This is a genomic window from Bradyrhizobium barranii subsp. apii (assembly GCF_011516635.5).
GTDB classification, from domain to species: domain Bacteria; phylum Pseudomonadota; class Alphaproteobacteria; order Rhizobiales; family Xanthobacteraceae; genus Bradyrhizobium; species Bradyrhizobium barranii.
This window is the reverse complement of record NZ_CP096255.1, coordinates 4,884,788-4,904,334: the sequence shown is the minus strand read 5'-3', so window position 1 is coordinate 4,904,334 and position 19,547 is coordinate 4,884,788. Positions and strand designations below refer to the sequence as shown.

Genomic DNA, 19,547 nt, shown 5'->3' with positions numbered 1-19,547 from the left:
GAGCCGCTCAGTCCGTCAGCATGGCGCCGACGTCGGCTTCAGCAACGATCTGTCCGTTGACCTTGGCGTCGCCGTGAAACCACCACATCGCCTTGCGGCGGCCGATCGAACGCATGTGATATTCGATGGTGTCGCCGGGCAGCACCGGCTTGCGGAACTTGCACTTGTCGATGGTGAGGAAATACACCGCGCGCGGCTTCTCGGTGCCCTCGACCGAGGTGATGCCGATCACGCCCGCGGTCTGCGCCATCGCTTCGATCATCATCACGCCGGGATAGACCGGGCGCTCCGGGAAATGCCCCTGGAAGGCCGGCTCGTTGAAGGTGACGTTCTTGATGCCGATGCCGCTGTAATCGGCGCGGATATTGATCACACGGTCGATCAGCAGCATCGGGAAACGGTGCGGCAGAGTCCGGAGGATCGCGTTGATATCCACCAGCTCGAATTTGATCGGTGATTCCTCCGTCATTCCCGTCCCTCGTTCTTCGGATCGGCCCTGCTGTCGCGTACCAGGCGCTCCACCGCGATAATTTCCTTGAACCACTGCTTGGTCGGCTTGGCGAAAAAGCCGCCCCAGCGCCCGTTCGGCGGGATGTCGTCCTTGACGCCGCTCATCGCGGTGACCTGGGCTCCATCGCCGATCTTGAGGTGATTGTTGATGCCAACCTTTGCTCCCAGCGCCACGTTGTCGCCAATCGTCAGGCTGCCTGCGAGCCCGATCTGGGCCGCCAGCAGGCAGTTCCGACCGATGGTCACATTGTGGCCGATCTGGACCTGGTTGTCGATTTTGGTGCCCTCCCCGATCACGGTGTCGCGCAGGGAGCCGCGATCGATGGTGGTGCCGGCGCCGACTTCCACATTGTTCTGGATCAGCACGCGGCCGGTCTGGGGCACCTTGAGATGGCCCTCGGGGCCGAAGAAGATGAAGCCATAGCCGTCCTGGCCGATCGAGCAGCCGGGATGGATCAGCACGTTGTTGCCAATCAGCGCGCACTGGATGGCCGTGCGGGCGCCGACATTGCAGTCCCGGCCGATCTTGACGCCGGGACCGATGACCACGCCGGCCCCGATCACGGTGCCGCTGCCGATCTCGACGTCAGGGCCGATGACGGTCAGGGGATCGACGATGACGTCGTCCTCCAGCCGGGCCGAGGGATCGATGATGGCCGACGGGGCGATGCCGTCATTACCGACCCAGGACTGCGGGCGCAGCGCATCGCCGTGCCATTCCCGGGCGAGCCCGACAAAGGCGCGGAACGGCTGCGCCACCCGCAGCACGGCCACATGCGCGGGCACCTGGGCCTCGAAGCGCGGACTCACCAGGCAGGCCCCAGCCTTGGTCGCCTTGAGCTCGTCGGCATATTTGAGGTTGTCGAAGAACGCCAGATGCATCGGGCCGGCTTCGTCGAGCGAAGCAAGACCGGTAATGACGTGACCGCCCCTGGCAGGGTCGACGAGCTGCGCCTTGGTCAGCGCTGCAATGTCAGCCAGCGCCGAGGCCGGCAGCTTTTTGAAGAAGGTCGGCTGCGCCATTCCACCCCATCGCGGTCCGGCTTCGGCATGAAGCGGTCAGGCCGCATCATGCCTTATCTCACGGATTGAGCACGATCTTTTTGGAAACCGGCCCCAACAAGGGGCCGGCTCATGCCCTGCTGATCGAATTAGAACGAGGTGCCGCCGCCGAACCTGAACTGCTGCACGCGATCGAACTGGCCCTTGGTGAGCGGCACGGCGTAGTCGAACCGCAGCGGACCGAACGGCGACTGCCAGATCAGGCCAATACCAACCGACGAACGGACGACATTGCCGTTGTCATACACCAGGCCGGTACAGGTTCCCGCCGAGGGCGGATTGACGGTCGACGGCGTACAGTTCGAGTTCCTGGTCGTGGTCATTTCGTTGGTCAGCGACCACGTCGTCGGGCCCTGATAGTCGAAGAGGCCGCCGGCGTCGGCGTAGACCGCGCCCTTCAGACCCACTTCCTTCGGCAGGAACCAGAACGGCATCTGCAATTCGAACGAAGCGCCCCAATACTTGGTACCGCCAAGCGCGTCTTGCGTGCCAAAGGGATTCAAATCGCGCGGACCGATGCCGTTCGGAGCAAAGCCGCGGACCAAGTTCGGGCCCATCTGGAACTGATCCAGCATGCGGATATCGTTGTTGCCGATCTTGTTCAGCATGCCGCCCTGAAGGTGAACGAGGCCGACGATGTCGGACACCAGCGGAGCGTAGTACTTCGCGTCGACGACGGACTTCAGGTAGGTGACGTCGCCGCCCACGCCGGCGAAATCCTGACGGAAGTCGACGAGCAGACCGTCGGTGGGGTTCTTGTTGTTGTCCAGCGTGTTGTAGGTCAGCGTGTAGCCGAGCGCCGAGGTCAGGGTCTTGCCGCCGGCAAGCTCCTTGCGGACCGGCAGCGAGGCTTCGCCGTCGGAGTAGCAGCCGAGACCGCCGGTCGAGGTCAGATCGATCGGCGGCGTTTGCGATGCGGCAAAGGCCGGGCTCGGGTTGAAGGCCGACGAACCGAGGACGTTGTTACAGTTCGCCAGGTAGGACGGCAGCGTAATTTCCTGCTGGTAGATCGAGTAGCGCAGCTGGAGCGACAGATCTTCACGCAGGCTGAAGCCGAGGCGCGGACTGAAGCCCAGCGTCTTCGTACCGTAGGAGATGTAGCTGTTGGAGAGCTGCTGACGCTGATAGAGGTCGAGACCGAGCGCGACGCGGTAGTCGAGCAGATACGGCTCGACGAACGACAGCGAATAGCCGCGCGCATACTGGCCGTAGGTCACCGACGCCTTGGCGAACAGGCCGCGGCCGAGCAAATTGCGCTCGGAGATCGAGACTTCGGCGAGCGCGCCGTCGGTCGTGGAGTATCCGCCCGAGACCGAGAAGTCGCCGGTCGATTTCTCTTCGAGATCGACGATCAGGACCACGCGGTCGCTGGAGGAGCCCGGCTCCGTCGTGATCTTCACGCTCTTGAAGTAGTCGAGGTTCTTCAGGCGGCGCTCGGCACGGTCGACCAGCGCGCGGTTGTAGGCATCGCCCTCGGAGATGTCGAACTCGCGGCGGATCACGTAGTCGCGCGTGCGGGTGTTGCCGCGGACGTTGATGCGCTCGATATAGGTGCGCGGGCCCTCGTCGATGTTGAACACGACGGCGACGGTGTGCGCCTCGAAATTGCGGTCGCCGCCGGGACGGACCACGGCGAAGGCATAGCCGCGACGCGACGCCTCGATCTGCATTTCCTCGACCGACTTCTCGACCGATTCGACGTTGTAGAGCGCGCCGACATTGACGCGCGAATAGTTGCGCATCGTGGTCGGATCGAAGTTCGGAATGGAGGAGCGGAAGTCGACGGTGCCGACGCGGTACTGCGAGCCTTCCTCGATCTTGAAGGTGACGTTGAAGCCCTTCTTCTCCGGATCGTATTCGGTGAGCGCGGCGACCACCTGGACGTCGGCGAAACCGTTCTTGAGATAGAAACGGCGAATCAGGTCACGGTCGGCCTCGACGCGATCGGGATCGTAGAGGTCGTTGCTGGCGAGGAAGCTCAGCAGGTTCGATTCGTGCGTCTTGATGACGTCGCGCAGGCGGTAGGACGAGAACGCGTTATTGCCGACGAACTCGATCGACTTGACGCCGGTCTTGGCGCCCTCCTCGACCGTGAAGATCAGGTCGACGCGGTTGTTCGGCTGCTCGATGATCTCGGGCGTGACGCGGACGTCATAGCGACCCGAGCGGCGGTAGATTTCGGCGATTCGCAGGGTGTCGGACTGCACCATGGCGCGGGAGAAGGTGCCGCGCGCCTTGGACTGGACTTCAGCGGTGAGCTGCTCGTCCTTGACCTTCTTATTACCTTCGAACGCGATGCGGCCGATCACCGGGTTTTCCACCACGGAGACGATGATCTGGCCACCGGAACCGCGATTGATTCGCACGTCCTGGAACAGGCCGGTCTCGATCAGGGCCTTCAGGCCGTCATCGATGGCGCCCTGATCCAGGCGGCCACCCGGGCCCGGCTTGAAATAGGAGCGGATCGTCTCCACCTCGACACGGCGATTTCCTTCGACGGAAATCGACTGGACGGTCTGAGCAAGCGCAGACGAAGACACAAAACCAGCCCCAACCGGGGCAAGCACCGGCGCGCCGAACAAGATCAGGGATGCGAGCAAGCCCCCCCGGAGTCGCAGTCCAAACTTCATTGCGCAACGCGCCCTTATCAGTACCAGACCCAACCCCAACGCCGGTCCGGGAGATTCCCCAAGTTCGAAGCCGCTTGTAGCCAATTTCCCCGATGTCGCAAACGGCCGCTGACACCGTAATTTCAATTTCATTCCAAGACGTTGCTCATGAGCAACGCCACAAAAAAGCCCGTATCAGGAAGCTGCCATCCGCAAGATGTCGTTATAGGTGGCAAACACCATCAGCATCAGCACCAAACCGAGCCCGATTCGGAACCCCATCTCCTGAGTCCGCTCGGACAGGGGGCGGCCCCGGACCACCTCCGCCGCGTAGAACATCAGGTGACCGCCATCGAGCAGCGGGATCGGGAACAGGTTCAACAGCCCGATCGACACCGACAGCACCGCGCACAAATTGATCACGAACTGGAACCCGGCGCTGGCCGCCTGCCCCGACATCTTGGCGATGCCGAGCACGCCGCTGACCTCGTTGGGATTGCCTTGTCCGACAAACAGCGAGCCAAGGAACTTGAAGGTGCTGGTGATGATGAACCAGACCTGCTCGACCCCGATCTTGAGCGCTTCGCCGACGCCGACCGGCGTGGTCGAGGCCTCGCCGGCCTGGGACTTGTGCTCGACGCCGAGCACGCCGAGGCGGTGGCTGTTGCCGAACGGATCCTTGCGCTCGAGCAGCGCCGGCGTCGCGGTCAGGGAGACGATGGCGCCGTCCCGCTTGACCTGGAAGGCAAGCGCCGAACCCGCATTCATCGCAACGATTCGCTGCATGTCGGCAAAGCTCTCGATCGGCTTGCCGTCGATCTGCACGACGACGTCGCCGATCTTGAAGCCGGCCGTGGCCGCAGCGCCGTCGGCGACGACGCCGTCGACGCGGGCGATCGTGCTCGGCTTGCCGTAATAGAGCGCCATGGCGGCGAAGATCAGCGCGCCCAGAATGAAATTGGCGATCGGTCCGGCCGCCACGATGGCGGCGCGCGGGCCGACCTTCTTGTGATGGAAGCTGCCGGCGCGCTCCTCGGCCGTCATGGCCGCGAGCGTCTCGGCCGACGGGGTCGAAGCCTCGCTCTCGTCGCCGAAGAACTTGACGTAGCCGCCGAGCGGAATCGCCGAGATCTTCCAGCGAGTGCCATGGCGGTCGTTGAAGCCGACCAGCTCCGGTCCGAAACCGAGCGAGAAGGTCAGCACCCGAACGCCCGCCCAGCGCGCGACCAGGAAATGGCCGAGCTCATGGAAGAACACGACGATCGTCAGGACGAACAGGAAGGGAACCGCGTAGCCGAGGAGCCCATGGCTCAACGTATTGAAACTATGGACGAAAAAGTCGATCATCGAATTCCCTCATCCAGCGCCGCAAGGCCCTGGCCCCGTGCCATCTAGGATGCCTTTAAGGCAATTTGAGGCAATAGGGCGGCAGCTCTATTTCGCGCAACATGGTCAACAGAGATTGCATCGTCGGCGGACGTCAGGGGAGCCTGGTTCCCGCCGCGAATCCAGTCGTCCAACGTCGCCTCGACCAGCCGCGCGATCGCGCCGAACCGGATCTTGCCGGCGATGAAAGCGGCGACTGCCACCTCGTTGGCGGCGTTGTAAACGGTGGTCGCCCCCTTCCCGGTCCGGAGCGAATCGAAAGCCAGCCGAAGCCCAGGGAAGCGCTCGAAATCCGGCGCCTCAAAGGTCAGCTGGCCGATCTTGGCCAGATCGAGCTTGGCCGCCGGCCCCTTGATGCGGTCGGGCCAGCCGAGGCAGTGCGCGATCGGCGTGCGCATGTCGGGAGAACCGAGCTGGGCCACCACCGAACGGTCGGAGAACTCGACCATGCCGTGGATGATCGACTGCGGATGCACGAGAACGTCGATCTCGTCGGGCGAGAGCGCGAACAGATAGGATGCCTCGATCACCTCAAGGCCCTTGTTCATCATCGAGGCGGAATCGATCGTGATCTTCTGGCCCATGCTCCAGTTCGGATGCTTCAGGGCCTGCTCAAGGGTCGCCTGCTCGATGTCGGCGGGCTTCCAGGTCCGGAACGGCCCGCCCGAGGCAGTGATGATGACGCGGACGAGTTCATCGCGGTTGCCGGAGCCGAGCGCCTGGAACAGCGCATTGTGCTCGGAATCGGCCGGCAGGATGCAGGCGCCCGCTTTCGCCGCGCGCTGCATGAAAAAATCGCCGGCGCAGACGAGACATTCCTTGTTGGCGAGCGCGACATGCGCGCCGCGATCGACCGCGGCCAGGGCCGGCTTCAGTCCGGCGGCGCCACTTACGGCGGCCATCACCCAATCGGCCGGACGCGCGCCGGCTTCGATCACCGCGCTTTCGCCCGCGCCGCATTCCGTGCTCGTTCCCGCGAGCGCAGTCTTGAGCTCGGCGAACTTGGACGTGTCGGCGATCGCGACGTAGCGCGCGGAAAACTCCTTGGCGAGCTTGGCCAGCGCTTCGACATTGCCGTTCGCCGTCAAGGCTTCGACGCGATAGCGCTCGGGAGAGGCGCGCAGCAGATCCATCGTGCTGTCGCCGATCGAGCCGGTGGCGCCGAGAACCGTGACACTGCGGACGGTCGACGCCGCAGCCTTGTTGTTACGCAATGGGACCGCGCTCATATCCTCACCAAACCATAAGACCGCTTCCGGCGCTATGCACACCATGGCGGAGAAAGCCGATAATCCATGCCATCAGGATGGCGGCAACAAAACCGTCAGACGGTCCAGTAGCCCGCCATGGCCGGGAATCAAGTGACTGGAATCCTTGACGCCGAAGCGCCGCTTCACCGCGGATTCGAACAGATCGCCCGCCTGCGATACCACCGACAGGATGGCGCTGACGAGCAGGAGTGGAACCGCCTTTCCGATCCCGCACGCCGCAAAGCCGGCCGCAACCAAAAGGCTCGCCGCAAAGCCGCCGAGCGCCCCGGACCAGGTCTTCTTCGGGCTCACGCGCGGCCATAGTTTCGGTCCGCCAATGCTGCGTCCGGCGAAATAGCCGCCGATATCGGTTGCCCACACCACGAGCAGCACGAACATCAGCGCGGCGAAGCCGTTGACGAGATCCTGCCGCACCAGGATCGAGGCCAGCAGCGCGGCCGATGCGTAGGCGAAGCCGGTGGCCGCCCAGATGAACTTGGCCCGCGCGATCAGCGTCACCATCGCGCCGCCGATGAGGCCGGTGATGATCGCGGTCTTGAGCGCGCCGAAGGCGACGCAGGCCCCCATCATGGCAATGACGATCATCCCTGCCCCGGTCAGTGCGGCAGACCCCGCGCCCACCACCATCAGCCATTCCGCGAACAGCCCGATCGACACTAGGGTGACGAGAAGCGCCCACAGCCAGCCGCCGGCATAAGCGAGCGCAATAGCGAGCGGCGCCAGCACTAGCGCTGCGAGGACTCGCATCACGAGATTGCTCGGGGCAGGCTTCTCGCCCGCCGATGCGGCGTCGGGTTCGCTCACGAGGCGTTTTTCGCGACCAGACCGCCGAAACGGCGCTCGCGTCTGGCGAATTCGGCGATCGCGCCTTCCAGCGCCGCCTTGTCGAAATCGGGCCAGTGGATCGGCACGAAGACCAGCTCGCTGTAGGCGGCCTGCCACATCAGGAAGTTGGACAGCCGCTGCTCGCCGCTGGTGCGGATGATGAGATCCGGATCGGGGATGTCGGGCGCATCGAGATGAGCCCCGATCGTCTCGGCGTCGATCGTTTCAGGGGCGCGCTTGCCGTCTGCGACTTCCCGCGCGAGCTTCTGCGCCGCTTTCGCGATTTCCTGCCGCGAACCGTAATTGAAGGCGACGACCAGCGTCAGGCGCGTGTTGTCGCGCGTCAACTCCTCGGCCTCGTTGAGGAGTGCGCAGATGTCGCTATCGAGTCCGTCGCGCTCGCCGATGATGCGGACCTTGACGCCATCGCGGTGCAGGCTCGCGAGATCGTTGCGGATGAAGCGACGCAGGAGACCAAACAGATCGCCGATCTCGCTCGCCGGGCGCGACCAGTTCTCCGAAGAGAAGGAGAAGATGGTGAGATAGCGGATGCCGAGCTCGTGCGAGGCACGCACCACCCGGCGCAGCGCCTCGACGCCGCGGCGATGCCCTTCGGCCCGCGGCAGCCCGCGCGCGGCGGCCCAACGCCCGTTGCCATCCATGATGATGGCGACATGCGCAGGCGCGTCGGACCGGTCGGGTCCTTCGGTTGCTGGCGCGGCGGCGTTGGACATGAAGGCGGCCCCAAAAGCATGATCCGGACAAGTGCGACGCGGTTTTCCGAAAAGACCATGCGCGAACAATAACCTAACGCGCGATGATCGCGCTTTAGACGGTGAGGATTTCTTTTTCCTTGGCAGCCAGCAACTGGTCGATCTCGGAGATGGTGCCGTCGGTCGCCTTCTGCACCTCGTCGGCGTGACGCTTCTGATCGTCTTCCGACATCTCGTGATTCTTCTCGAGCTTCTTGAGGACGTCGAGGCCATCGCGGCGGACGTGACGCGCGGCGACCTTGGCCGCTTCCGCGTATTTGTGCGCGACCTTGACGAGCTCCTTGCGACGCTCCTCGTTGAGCTCGGGGATGCGCAGGCGCAGCACCTGGCCTTCGGTCGCGGGCGACAGGCCGAGATTGGAATCGACGATCGCCTTCTCGACCGGCTTGACCATCGACTTGTCCCAGACCTGCACCGAGATCAGCCGCGGCTCCGGCACGCTGACGGTGGCAAGCTGGTTGAGCGGCATGTGGCTGCCGTAAGCCTCGACCTGCACCGGGTCGAGCATCGAGGCCGACGCGCGCCCCGTGCGCAGGCCGCCAAGCTCGTGCTTGAGGGCCTGGACGGCGCCCTGCATGCGACGCTTCACTTCGTTGAGGTCGAAATTACCCGTGGCCATCACGTTTCTCCTTCAAATTCCCGGCGACCCACTCCGCGCCCCTCAGGCGCGACCGGCGAGGCGTCAGCCGGCGACGACGGTTCCGTGGCCGCCGCCACGCAGCACAGCGCCGATCGAACCCGGCTCCGCGATCGAGAACACGATGATAGGCAGCAACGTCTCGCGGGCAAGCGCGAAGGCGGTCGCATCCATCACCTTGTAGCCGCCCTCGATCGCCTGCGAATGCGTCAGCCGGTCGAATCGCGTGGCGGTCGGATCCTTTTTCGGGTCGGCCGAGTAGACGCCGTCGACATTGGTTGCCTTCAGCACAGCCTCGGCTCCGATCTCGGCGGCCCGCAGCACCGCGGTCGTGTCGGTGGTGAAGAACGGATTGCCGGTTCCGCCCCCGAGCAGCACGATCCGGCCCTCGGCAAGGTATTTGTGCGCCGCGGTGCGGGTGAACAGCTCGGAAATCTCTGGCATGACGAAGGCCGACAGGGTACGTGCCGGCGTGCCCTTGCGCTCGATCGTCGCCTCCAGCGCGAGGCAGTTCATCATGGTGGCGAGCATGCCCATGGTGTCGCCGGTGGTGCGCGACACCCCTTGCGAGGACACTTCAACGCCGCGCACGATGTTGCCGCCGCCGATCACCACCGCAACTTCGGTGCCGAGCTGGCGGGCGGCGATCAGATCGTCCGCAACCCGGTCGAGGGTCGGCTGATCGATGCCAAAACCCTGCTGCCCCGCGAGATACTCGCCGGACAGCTTGATCACGACGCGACGATAGACCGGATCAGTCATGAGCACTTTCCCCGTCCGGGCGCCGCTTCCGGCGGCAAGCCGGAAGGAACGTACCGGCGCTTACTTCTTGCCGCTGGCCGCTGCGACCTCGGCCGCGAAGTCGCTTTCCTGCTTCTCGATTCCCTCACCGAGAGCATAGCGCACAAAGCCCGCGATCTTCACCGCGCCGCCGACCTTGCCTTCGGCTTCCTTCACCGCCTGCGCCACCGACTTGCCGGTGTCGTGGATGAAGGCCTGCTCGAGCAGGCAGACTTCCTTGTAATAGGTCTTGAGGCCGGACTCGACGATCTTCTCGATCACGTTCTCAGGCTTGCCCTGCTGGCGATATTTGTCGGCGAGCACGTCCTTCTCGCGCTTCACGACCGCCGGATCGAGGCCGGACGGCTCGAGCGCGAGCGGGTTCGTGGCCGCGACATGCATCGCGATCTGGCGACCGAGGGCTGCGAGCTCATCGGCTTTGCCGGGCGATTCGAGCGCGACGATCACGCCCATCTTGCCGGCGCCTTCGACGACGGCGCCGTGGACGTAGCTCGACACGACGCCCTGCGTCACTTCGAGCGAAGCTGCGCGACGCAGCGTCATGTTCTCCCCGATGGTGGCGATCGCGTCGTTGATCGCGGCTTCGATCGTGACGTCACCGACCTTGGCGGCCTTGATCTTCTCGACATCGGCGCCGACGTCGAATGCGACCTGGGCAACCATCTTGACGAGGCCCTGGAACTGACCGTTGCGCGCGACGAAGTCGGTCTCGGAGTTGACCTCGACCACGACGCCCTTGGTGCCCTTGGTGAGCGCGCCGATCAGGCCTTCCGCGGCGACGCGGCCGGACTTCTTGGCGGCCTTCGACAGGCCCTTCTTGCGCAGCCAGTCCTGCGCCGCTTCCATGTTGCCGTCGTTTTCGGTGAGCGCGGCCTTGCAGTCCATCATGCCTGCGCCGGTGGACTCGCGCAGATCCTTGACCATCGCAGCTGTGATCGTTGCCATCGTTGAAAATCCTTCTTGCCTGCCGGTTTGCCGCGGCGTGGCATCAAACAGCCCCGCCGCGGTCCATCTCAGGAATTCGCGTCAACTGAAATGGTGGCCGGACTTATATCCGGCCAACCCATCGCTCTTTTTGACTATTCCGCTTCCGCGGTCAGCGCCTTGGCCTTGGCCACCCAGGCATCCGCACGGCTCGGCAGACCGACTTCTTCGCCGATCTTGTGCGCGGTGTCGTGATCGAGCTCGGCGAGCTGCCAGAAGTGGAAGATGCCGAGGTCGTTGAACTTCTTCTCAATCGCGCCCGACACGCCCGGGAGCTTCTTGAGGTCGTCGGCGGTGCCGCGCGGACCGGCAAGGCCCTGGAAGCCGCTCGAGGAAGCGGCCGGCAGCTCTTCGGCGACCGGACGAGCCGAGGCGCCGATGTCGATGCCCGAATCGCCCTGGGCGCGCGAGATGCCGTCGATCGCCGCACGTGCGATCAGGTCGCAATACAGCGCGATCGCGCGACCGGCGTCGTCATTGCCCGGGACCACATAGGTGATGCCCTTGGGATCCGAATTGGTGTCGACGATCGCGGCGACCGGGATGTTGAGCCGCTGGGCTTCCTGGATCGCGATGTCTTCCTTGTTGGTGTCGATCACGAAGATCAGGTCGGGCAGACCGCCCATGTCCTTGATGCCGCCGAGCGAGCGATCGAGCTTGTCGCGCTCGCGCTGAAGCGTCAGACGCTCCTTCTTGGTGTAGGAGCTGGCGTCGCCGCCGGACAGCACGTCATCGAGATGACGCAGGCGCTTAATCGAGGCCGAGATCGTCTTCCAGTTGGTCAGCGTGCCGCCGAGCCAGCGCGAATTGACGAAATACTGCGCGCAGCGCTTGGCAGCGTCCGCGACGCCGTCCTGCGCCTGGCGCTTGGTGCCGACGAACAGGATGCGGCCGCCCTTGGCGACGGTGTCGCTGACCGCCTGCAAGGCGGTGTGCAGCAACGGCACGGTCTGCGCGAGGTCGACGATGTGGATGTTGTTGCGGGCGCCGAAAATGAACGGTGCCATTTTCGGATTCCAGCGGTGAGACTGGTGACCAAAGTGCACGCCAGCTTCGAGGAGCTGACGCATGGTGAAATCGGGTAGCGCCATAGTTTCAATTCTCCGGTTGGTTCCTCCGGAAACGTGTGAGCAAAACGGAGCGTTCTCGCCCCGGTTGCCACCGGACGGCCTTGTGAGCCATGTTTCCGTGTGAGATGGGGCGCTATATAGCGCCATTTCGGCCAGAAGCAAGGAAATAAGGGCCTTTCGGGGGCTGTTTTCGCCTCCCGAAGGCCCTCTTCCGTAAAGACCACGCCAGCCCGCAAAGACCTAGCACTTGGGCTGGTTCGGCGGGCACTTTTTCGCCGCCGGCGCCGCTTGGCGCGGTGGAGGTGCGGCCGGACGCTGCGGGGGCGGTGGCGCGACGGCCATCCGCGGCGGCGGCGGTGGTGCCGGCCGGGCGACCGGCGGTGGCGGCGCGGGCCGCGCCACGGGTGGAGGTGCAGGCCGGGCCATTGGCGGAGGCGCCGGCCGTGCAACGGCCACAGGCGGAGCCGCTCGGGCCGGCGGAGGCGATGCGACATGCGGCGGCGGTGCCGGGCGAGCGGCGGGCGGCGTCGGCCTCGCCACGGCCTGCGGTCGCGGTGCTGGAGCTGACGGCGACGGCCGGGCGGCCTGCGCTGGAGGGGTCGCGGGCAAGTTCTGCGGTTTGACCGGCTCGCGCGCGGCCGAGGGCGGCGGCGTGACCGGCTTGCCCGCGGCGCCCGAGGGCGTGCCGGGCGGTGTGCCCGCAGCAGTTGGCGGCGCGACAGCCGGCTCGCGGGTTGCAGACTTGCCGCCAGCGGGCGCGCCGCCGGCCGGGGTCTGAGCAACCGGCGGCTTCGGCGGTTGGCCGGGCGCAGCCGGGTTCGCGGTGGGCGCAACGGTCGTCGGAGTGCCGGCCGTTGGCGCGCCAGGATGGGACGGCAGCGTTGTGCCGGGCGCAGCCGTGGTCGGCGCCCCCGGATGCGTCGGCGAAGGCGCACCGGGTACATTTGCCGTCGGCGCCAAGGGCCTGCCGCCAGGCGACGTCCCTGCCCCAGCCGGCGGCCCGCCTTGGGCGCCCGGAACCGGCAGCGTATTGGCCTGCGGCAGCCTGGTCGGCGGTGCGGCGGGGGGCGTGCCGGTCGGCGCGACATTGGCCGGCGTCCCCGGAGGTATCCCCGGCCTCGCCGTCGGCTGGACCGTCGCGCTCAGCGGCATCGGCGCCTTGCCCTGCTGGATCAGCGCGGCGCGCTGCGTAGCGGCTTGCGGCAACATTGGCGCTACCGGGTTGGCGCGGTCGGCAATCGCCGGCCTCAGATTGCCAGGCCCGGTCCCTCCTCCCGCTCCCACGGGCGGGGCGGGCGGCCGGTTGATCACGGTGTTGATGACCGTGGTGTTATGGATGTTGTTGAAGACGATGTTGTTCGGCGGCGGCGCGACATAGATCGGCGGCCTGACGAACACCGGGATCGGCACGAACATCGGCTGCGGCAACACGAACAGGCCGACAACGGGCAGCGGCGGCTCGAGCACGATGAAATCCGGCGGCGGCGGCGGCAGATAATAGACCGGCGGCGGCGGTGGCGGCGCGAAGCCAAAATCAGGGTCGCTGAAGTACAGCACGGGACGGTCGACATAGACCACCTCCTCCGGCGGCGGGGGCGGCACGTCATAGTCGATCATCGCGAAGGTCGGCGGTGGCTCGGGCGGCGCGGTGAGAATCGCCAGACGCCGGCGCGCATCGGCCGCGTGCGGCCCGCGCGGATAGCGGCGCAGATAGGACCAATAGGCCTCAGGCGTATCGTTCCGGTAGGTCCGCCGCCAGGTGATCGCCTCGCGGCGCGCCGCGACGATCGCCATCACGCGCTTCGACATCGGATCACCGGGATAGGCCGCGAGAAATTCTTCATAGGCCGGCAACGTGTCGCGCTCGAGCGCGGCCGCATAGGCGTCCTGCACGCCGAGATCGCGGATCGGCTTGTTGCGGATCGCGGCAACCTGGTCGGGCGCGGCCTCCGGCGGCGGCGCGTCGGGCCTGCGCTCGAAGAACGAGAAGGGCGCTGATATCTTCGCCTCGTTCCACGGCACCTGCGCGCCCTTGCTGGCCTCGTTGACGCGCAGACGGACGCGGTCGAACACCTCGGCCAGCGGCAGGCCGCCGGTACGGATCATCTCCGCCAGCGATTGCGCATAAATACCGTACGGGCCGGGCTCTTCCGGCGCGACCGTGCCGGGCGCGGCGTTGAAGGCGATCAGCATGTTCGGATCCGGCTCGACCAGCGCCAGTCCGCTCGCGATCTGCTGGCCGCCCTCGATGAAGGGCTGCGCGCGCGCCGCGTCGAGCACGACGATGTTGGCCTTGAGCGGAATGGAAGCGAGCTGGCGGGCGTAGTCGCTGATCCGCAGGCCTTCGGTCGGAATGTCGGTGTCGCGGGTGATGTTGGAATCGACCGGGATGAAATAGTTCTCGCCCGCGAGCTGGACGCCATAGCCGGCAAGATAGATCATCGCGACGGTGCCGGGACCCGAGGCCTGCGCCTTCTGGATGAAATCGCGAAGACTCTTGCGCAGCGTGTCGCCGTCGAGATCGCGCGCGCCGACCACGTCGAAGCCCGCCGCTTGCAGCGTCTGCGCGATCAGGCCGGCATCGTTCGCGGTCGTCGCCAGCGGCGACTTGGCGTAGGCGCCGTTGCCGACCACGAGCGCGATGCGCTTTTCCTGCTGCTGCGCGCGCGCCGGATCGGGCGCGGCCGCAGCGAACGCCAGGATCGGCAAGAGAAAACAGATGAAGGCCTTGTAGGTCCCACGCATGGCTTGCTTGCCCGCTATCGTTGTTGAGCTGCCACCGTACATGAGACGCGCGGCCGGCTGAATGGCTCTTGAACGAAAAGCGCGGATTGAGGCGGCGGCATGGCGCCCCCGCCCCATCACGTCCCTGCGTCAGGCCCGCGTAAGCCTCGCGACCGCGCTGTGGCGCGAACCTCGCTCAGCCCTGCGCGATCAGATCGACTGTTCCCGTGGTGAGCCGGTAGATGCCACCGACGACCTTCAGCTTGCCCTGCTCCACGGCCGCATTGAGGATCGGCGCGGCCGACTTCAGCTTCGCGACATTGTCGATCACGTTCTGCCGGATCGCCTTGTTGAGCACGTCCCCGCCCTGCTGCATCGCAGCCTTTGCGGCGGGCGCGATCGCATCGACCAGCGAGGGAATGTGTCCCGGCGGCGACGTGTTGTCCTTGATTGCCTTCAGCGTCGCATCGACCGCGCCGCAGGCATCATGGCCGAGCACCAGGATCAGCGGTGCGTTGAGCACGGCCACCGCATATTCCATGCTGGCAATGGTTTCGGTGCCGGCAAAATTTCCGGCGACGCGGCAGACGAAGAGATCCCCGCGGCCGCTGTCGAAGGCATATTCCGGCGCGATGCGTGAATCGGCGCAGCTCAGAACCGCCGCGAACGGATTCTGTCCACCGGCCAGCGCCTCGCGCTCGTGCTTGAAATCGTGGCGCCGCGCCACACCGTCGACATAGCGCGCATTGCCCTCCATCAGCCGCTTCAGCGATGCGTCGGGCGACAACACGTTCTGCGGCTTGGGTGGCTGCTTGGCCTCCTTTGCCAAGGCGCCGCTCGCGAAAGCTCCGCCGGCGAAGGCCATGCCGAACGCAGCGGCGCCAAACAGCATCGCGGATCGCCGCGACGGCGCGATGTCTCGATGCAGAGATTCATGATGCAGAGATTCAGAGCACCTGTCGCACATGTGACGTTTCCCCAGGTACAGTGGACGAATGGAAGCGTCGCGATGATAGGTGCATCGATGTGAAGAAATCACCAATGACAAATGATGCAACTGATGATTGCTGCAACGCGAACCATGCTGCAAAGCCGAAGTGACCGCTCGCCTCACGCGCAACGACCGCACAAAGCTGCGTCCATCTGCATATATTCGAGATCGGCTGCTAAAGCATGATCCGGAAAAGGGCAGCAATTCTCACTCACCACAGACGCGGCACGCGTTTGTGGTGAGATCATACGCTAACGCCGATCCCAAGCACGATGACGATTCTTCCAGATATCATCGCGCTTTACAGCTGCTGCACGTCCACGACGCCCGCGACCGCCTTGATCGCGCCGGCGATCTGCGGCGAGACCTTGAAGCGGCCGGGCAGCTTCATCTCGACCTCGGTCTCGAGGTCGAGCATCATCACCAGCGAGATCTCGCCGTCGCCGTTCGAGCGCGGCGCGATGCCGGGACTGCCGACCTTTGGCGCGGCGCCGTTCGAAGCCGCCATGTCGGGCCCGGCCAGTCGCTTGGCGATCGACTCCAGCGGCTTGGTGTCGCGCACGAAGATGCGCAGGCCCTTCTGCGTCTTGGCGGCGGCGTCATCGAGCGGCTCGGCATGCAGCACGCGGGCGCGAACGTCCTCGCCCTGCAATTCCGCGCCCAACTGGAGCAGCACGGCGGCGCCCGGCTCGAGCACATCGCGGTATTGCGCGAGGCCCTCAGAGAACAGCACCGCCTCGAAATGGCCCGTGGGATCAGACAGCCCCATGATGCCCATCTTGTTGCCGGTCTTGGTGCGCCGCTCCATGCGCGACACCACGGTGGCCGCGACCTTGCCTGCGGTTGCGCCGGTCTTCACCGCACGCGAGAACTCGGCCCAGCTCTGCACCCGCAGGCGCTTCAGGACCATCGCGTAATCGTCGAGCGGATGGCCCGACAGGAAGAATCCGATCGCGTCATATTCGCGGCGCAGCCGCTCGGCCGGCAGCCAGGGCTCGATCTGCGGCAGCATGATGGTCGGTGCGTCCGCCGACATGCCGAACATGTCGTTCTGGCCGATGGTCTCGGCCTGATGCGCACGCTGGCAGGCGGCCAGGATCGAGTCCGCGCCGGCAAAGACCCGCGCCCTGTTCGGCTCCAGCGTGTCGAAGGCGCCGGCAGCGGCGAGGCTTTCGATGATGCGCTTGTTGATCGCGCGCGGATTGACCCGCGCGGCGAAGTCGGCGAGCGAGGTGAACAGCCCGCGCCTGGTCCGCTCCTCGATGATCTGCTCGATCGCCTGGATGCCGACGCCCTTGAGCGCGGCAAGCGCGTAGTAGATCGTCTTGTCGCCGACCTCGAAGGTCGGGCCTGAGCGGTTGATGTTCGGCGGCTCGACCTTGATGCCGAGGCGCTGCGCCTCGGAACGGAATTCGGAGAGCTTGTCGGTGTTGTTGAGATCGAGCGTCATCGACGCTGCGATGAACTCCACCGGGTAATGCGCCTTCATATAGGCGGTGTGGTAGGACACCAGCGCGTAGGCCGCCGCGTGGCTCTTGTTGAAGCCGTAGTCGGCGAACTTTGCGAGCAGCTCGAAGATGGTCTCGGCCTGCCCCTTCGGCACGCCGTTCTTGACCGCGCCGGCGACGAAGATGTCGCGCTGCTTGTCCATCTCGGCGCGGATCTTCTTGCCCATGGCGCGGCGCAGCAGGTCGGCGTCGCCGAGCGAATAGCCCGACATCACCTGCGCGATCTGCATCACCTGTTCCTGGTAGATGATGACGCCGAAGGTTTCCTTCAGGATCGGCTCCAGCACCGGATGCAGATATTCCGGCTCCTCGTCGCCGTGCTTGCGCGAGCAATAGGTCGGGATGTTCGCCATCGGGCCCGGGCGATAGAGCGCGACCAGCGCGATGATGTCCTCGAAACGGTCGGGGCGCATGTCGACCAGCGCGCGCCGCATGCCCTGGCTTTCAACCTGGAACACGCCGACCACCTCGCCCCGCGCCAGCATCTGGTAGCTTTCGGCATCGTCGATCGGCAGCGTCGCGAGATCGATGTCGATGTTGCGCGGCTTCAGGAGCTTCACCGCGACGTCGAGCACGGTCAGCGTCTTCAGGCCGAGGAAGTCGAACTTCACGAGCCCGGCCGGCTCGACCCATTTCATGTTGAACTGGGTTACCGGCATGTCCGATTTGGGATCGCGGTACATCGGCACGAGTTCGCTCAGGGGGCGATCGCCGATCACGATGCCGGCCGCGTGCGTCGAGGCGTGGCGGGTCAGGCCTTCGAGACGCTGCGCGATGTCGAAGGCGCGCGCCACCACCGGGTCTTCATCGCGGAACGCCTGAAGCTTCGGCTCGCTCTCGATCGCGGCGGCCAACGTCACCGACGCGGCCGGGTTCTGCGGCACCAGCTTGGTCAGCTTGTCGACCTGGCCATAGGGCATCTGCAGCACGCGGCCGACGTCGCGCAGCACGCCGCGCGCCTGCAGCGTACCGAAGGTGATGATCTGCGCGACCTGGTCGCGACCGTAGCGCTCCTGGACGTACCTGATCACCTCGCCGCGGCGGTCCTGGCAGAAATCGATGTCGAAGTCCGGCATCGAGACGCGTTCCGGATTGAGGAAGCGTTCGAACAGCAGGCCGAACTTGATCGGGTCGAGGTCGGTGATGGTCAGCGCCCAGGCGACCAGAGAGCCGGCGCCCGAACCGCGCCCCGGTCCGACCGGAATCCCCTGGCCCTTCGCCCATTTGATGAAGTCCGAGACGATCAGGAAGTAGCCCGCGTATTTCATCCGCATGATGACGTCGAGCTCGAACGCCAGGCGCTTGTCGTAGTCCTCTTCCGTAGTGCCCTGCGACAGGCCGTGCACGCGCAGGCGGTTGGCGAGCCCCTCCTCCGCCTGGCGCTTGAGCTCGGCCGCCTCGACCGACGCGGCGTCGGAGCTTGCGGCGGCGCCGACCGTGAAGAACGGCAGGATCGGCTTGCGCGTCATCGGGCGGAACGAGCAGCGCTCGGCGATCTCCACCGTCGAGGCCAGCGCCTCCGGAATGTCGGCGAACAGCACCGCCATCTCGGCGCGGGTCTTGAAGCGGTGATCGGGCGTGAGCTGAAGGCGATCGGTCTCGGCGATCAGCCGCCCGCCGGCGATGCAGAGCAGCGCATCGTGCGCCTCGTAATCGTCGTTCGAAGCGAAATACGGCTCGTTGGTCGCAACCAGCGGCAGGCCTTTTGCGTAGGCAATGTCGATCAGCCCGCTTTCGACGCGGCGCTCCTTGTCGATGTTGTGGCGCTGCAATTCAACATAGAGGCGGTCGCCGAACAGGCCGGCGAGACGCTCGCAGCGCGTCGCCGCAATTTCGGCCTGCCCGCTGGCAAGCGCGAGCGAGATCGGCCCGTCAGGGCCGCCCGTGAGTGCGATCAAGCCTTCGGTCTCACCGTCGAGCCAATCGAACTTGATGAACGGCGCGTGGCTGTCAGGCGATTCGAGGAACGCGCGCGAGTTCAGCCGCATCAGGCTGCGATAGCCGCGCTCCTGGGCCGCCAGCAGCACCACACGCGACGGCAGCAGCGCATTGCGCGCGTTGGGATCCTGGTCGCCGAAATCGATCGCGAGCTCGCAGCCGACGATCGGCTGGATGCCGGAGCCCGCCATCTTGTCGGAGAACTCCAGCGCGCCGAACATGTTGTCGGTGTCGGTCAGCGCCAGTGCGGGCTGGTGGTCTTTCTTCGCAAGCTCGGCGAGCTTGGCGATCTTGATCGAGCCCTTGAGCAGCGAATAGGCCGAGTGAACGTGAAGGTGGACAAATCCGGCGCTCGGCATGGTCGCGTGACGGCCTCTTGCAGATGAGATGGAGCGGTCGCCGGCTCCAGGGGGGATCATGAGACATCTTCCGCCCACCCGCCGACTCGCCTCACAATG

The 19,547-nt window shown here is 65.5% G+C and carries 13 protein-coding genes and 1 pseudogene; all 14 read right to left on the bottom strand.

What is annotated here, in order from left to right:
• Nucleotides 1–7: 7 nt before the first annotated feature.
• Complete coding sequence (fabZ, locus tag HAP41_RS23275) at nt 8–469, bottom strand: 3-hydroxyacyl-ACP dehydratase FabZ (RefSeq protein ID WP_028151691.1); 462 nt, start codon at nt 467–469, stop codon at nt 8–10.
• Nucleotides 466–1,533: a UDP-3-O-(3-hydroxymyristoyl)glucosamine N-acyltransferase gene (lpxD, locus tag HAP41_RS23270; RefSeq protein WP_166096948.1), complete on the bottom strand. Its 1,068-nt coding sequence runs from the start codon at nt 1,531–1,533 to the stop codon at nt 466–468. Before lpxD ends, fabZ begins: the two co-directional genes overlap by 4 nt.
• A gap of 128 nt (nt 1,534–1,661) precedes the next feature.
• Complete coding sequence (gene bamA / locus HAP41_RS23265) at nt 1,662–4,202, bottom strand: outer membrane protein assembly factor BamA (RefSeq protein ID WP_135213814.1); 2,541 nt, start codon at nt 4,200–4,202, stop codon at nt 1,662–1,664.
• 174 nt (nt 4,203–4,376) lie between these two features.
• Nucleotides 4,377–5,528 carry an RIP metalloprotease RseP gene (gene rseP / locus HAP41_RS23260; protein WP_028151694.1) on the bottom strand — a complete coding sequence of 384 codons (1,152 nt, stop codon included), beginning with the start codon at nt 5,526–5,528 and terminating at the stop codon, nt 4,377–4,379.
• Between the two features lie 44 nt (nt 5,529–5,572).
• Complete coding sequence (gene dxr, locus HAP41_RS23255; RefSeq protein WP_063983032.1) at nt 5,573–6,796, bottom strand: 1-deoxy-D-xylulose-5-phosphate reductoisomerase; 1,224 nt, start codon at nt 6,794–6,796, stop codon at nt 5,573–5,575.
• Nucleotides 6,797–6,800: 4 nt separating this feature from the next.
• Nucleotides 6,801–7,642: pseudogene (locus tag HAP41_RS23250) on the bottom strand (phosphatidate cytidylyltransferase).
• Nucleotides 7,639–8,397 (bottom strand): isoprenyl transferase, encoded by a 759-nt coding sequence (locus HAP41_RS23245; protein ID WP_014494938.1) that lies wholly within the window; start codon nt 8,395–8,397, stop codon nt 7,639–7,641. Before HAP41_RS23245 ends, HAP41_RS23250 begins: the two are co-directional and overlap by 4 nt.
• A gap of 94 nt (nt 8,398–8,491) precedes the next feature.
• The gene (gene frr, locus HAP41_RS23240) at nt 8,492–9,055 is read right to left on the bottom strand and encodes a ribosome recycling factor (RefSeq protein WP_014494937.1); all 564 of its coding nucleotides are present in this window, start codon (nt 9,053–9,055) and stop codon (nt 8,492–8,494) included.
• Between the two features lie 63 nt (nt 9,056–9,118).
• Entirely contained in the window at nt 9,119–9,835 is a 717-nt protein-coding gene (gene pyrH, locus HAP41_RS23235) for a UMP kinase (RefSeq protein ID WP_028151698.1), read from the bottom strand.
• A gap of 60 nt (nt 9,836–9,895) precedes the next feature.
• Complete coding sequence (gene tsf, locus HAP41_RS23230) at nt 9,896–10,819, bottom strand: translation elongation factor Ts (RefSeq protein ID WP_028169462.1); 924 nt, start codon at nt 10,817–10,819, stop codon at nt 9,896–9,898.
• Between the two features lie 134 nt (nt 10,820–10,953).
• The gene (locus tag HAP41_RS23225; protein ID WP_028151700.1) at nt 10,954–11,949 is read right to left on the bottom strand and encodes a 30S ribosomal protein S2; all 996 of its coding nucleotides are present in this window, start codon (nt 11,947–11,949) and stop codon (nt 10,954–10,956) included.
• A gap of 219 nt (nt 11,950–12,168) precedes the next feature.
• Complete coding sequence (locus HAP41_RS23220) at nt 12,169–14,673, bottom strand: caspase family protein (protein ID WP_166096949.1); 2,505 nt, start codon at nt 14,671–14,673, stop codon at nt 12,169–12,171.
• A 175-nt stretch (nt 14,674–14,848) separates the two neighbouring features.
• Entirely contained in the window at nt 14,849–15,619 is a 771-nt protein-coding gene (locus tag HAP41_RS23215; RefSeq protein ID WP_166105837.1) for a carbonic anhydrase, read from the bottom strand.
• Between the two features lie 325 nt (nt 15,620–15,944).
• Nucleotides 15,945–19,448 (bottom strand): DNA polymerase III subunit alpha, encoded by a 3,504-nt coding sequence (dnaE, locus tag HAP41_RS23210; protein ID WP_166105839.1) that lies wholly within the window; start codon nt 19,446–19,448, stop codon nt 15,945–15,947.
• Between the last annotated feature and the right edge of the window lie 99 nt (nt 19,449–19,547).

Coding starts and splice junctions, on each gene's coding strand:
- HAP41_RS23225 (WP_028151700.1), bottom strand. CDS start 11,949: ATGGCGCTACCCGATTTCACCATGCGTCAGCTCCTCGAAGCTGGCGTG.
- dxr (WP_063983032.1), bottom strand. CDS start 6,796: ATGAGCGCGGTCCCATTGCGTAACAACAAGGCTGCGGCGTCGACCGTC.
- dnaE (WP_166105839.1), bottom strand. CDS start 19,448: ATGCCGAGCGCCGGATTTGTCCACCTTCACGTTCACTCGGCCTATTCG.
- rseP (WP_028151694.1), bottom strand. CDS start 5,528: ATGATCGACTTTTTCGTCCATAGTTTCAATACGTTGAGCCATGGGCTC.
- pyrH (WP_028151698.1), bottom strand. CDS start 9,835: ATGACTGATCCGGTCTATCGTCGCGTCGTGATCAAGCTGTCCGGCGAG.
- lpxD (WP_166096948.1), bottom strand. CDS start 1,533: ATGGCGCAGCCGACCTTCTTCAAAAAGCTGCCGGCCTCGGCGCTGGCT.
- HAP41_RS23245 (WP_014494938.1), bottom strand. CDS start 8,397: ATGTCCAACGCCGCCGCGCCAGCAACCGAAGGACCCGACCGGTCCGAC.
- bamA (WP_135213814.1), bottom strand. CDS start 4,202: ATGAAGTTTGGACTGCGACTCCGGGGGGGCTTGCTCGCATCCCTGATC.
- frr (WP_014494937.1), bottom strand. CDS start 9,055: ATGGCCACGGGTAATTTCGACCTCAACGAAGTGAAGCGTCGCATGCAG.
- HAP41_RS23220 (WP_166096949.1), bottom strand. CDS start 14,673: ATGCGTGGGACCTACAAGGCCTTCATCTGTTTTCTCTTGCCGATCCTG.
- tsf (WP_028169462.1), bottom strand. CDS start 10,819: ATGGCAACGATCACAGCTGCGATGGTCAAGGATCTGCGCGAGTCCACC.
- HAP41_RS23215 (WP_166105837.1), bottom strand. CDS start 15,619: ATGTGCGACAGGTGCTCTGAATCTCTGCATCATGAATCTCTGCATCGA.
- fabZ (WP_028151691.1), bottom strand. CDS start 469: ATGACGGAGGAATCACCGATCAAATTCGAGCTGGTGGATATCAACGCG.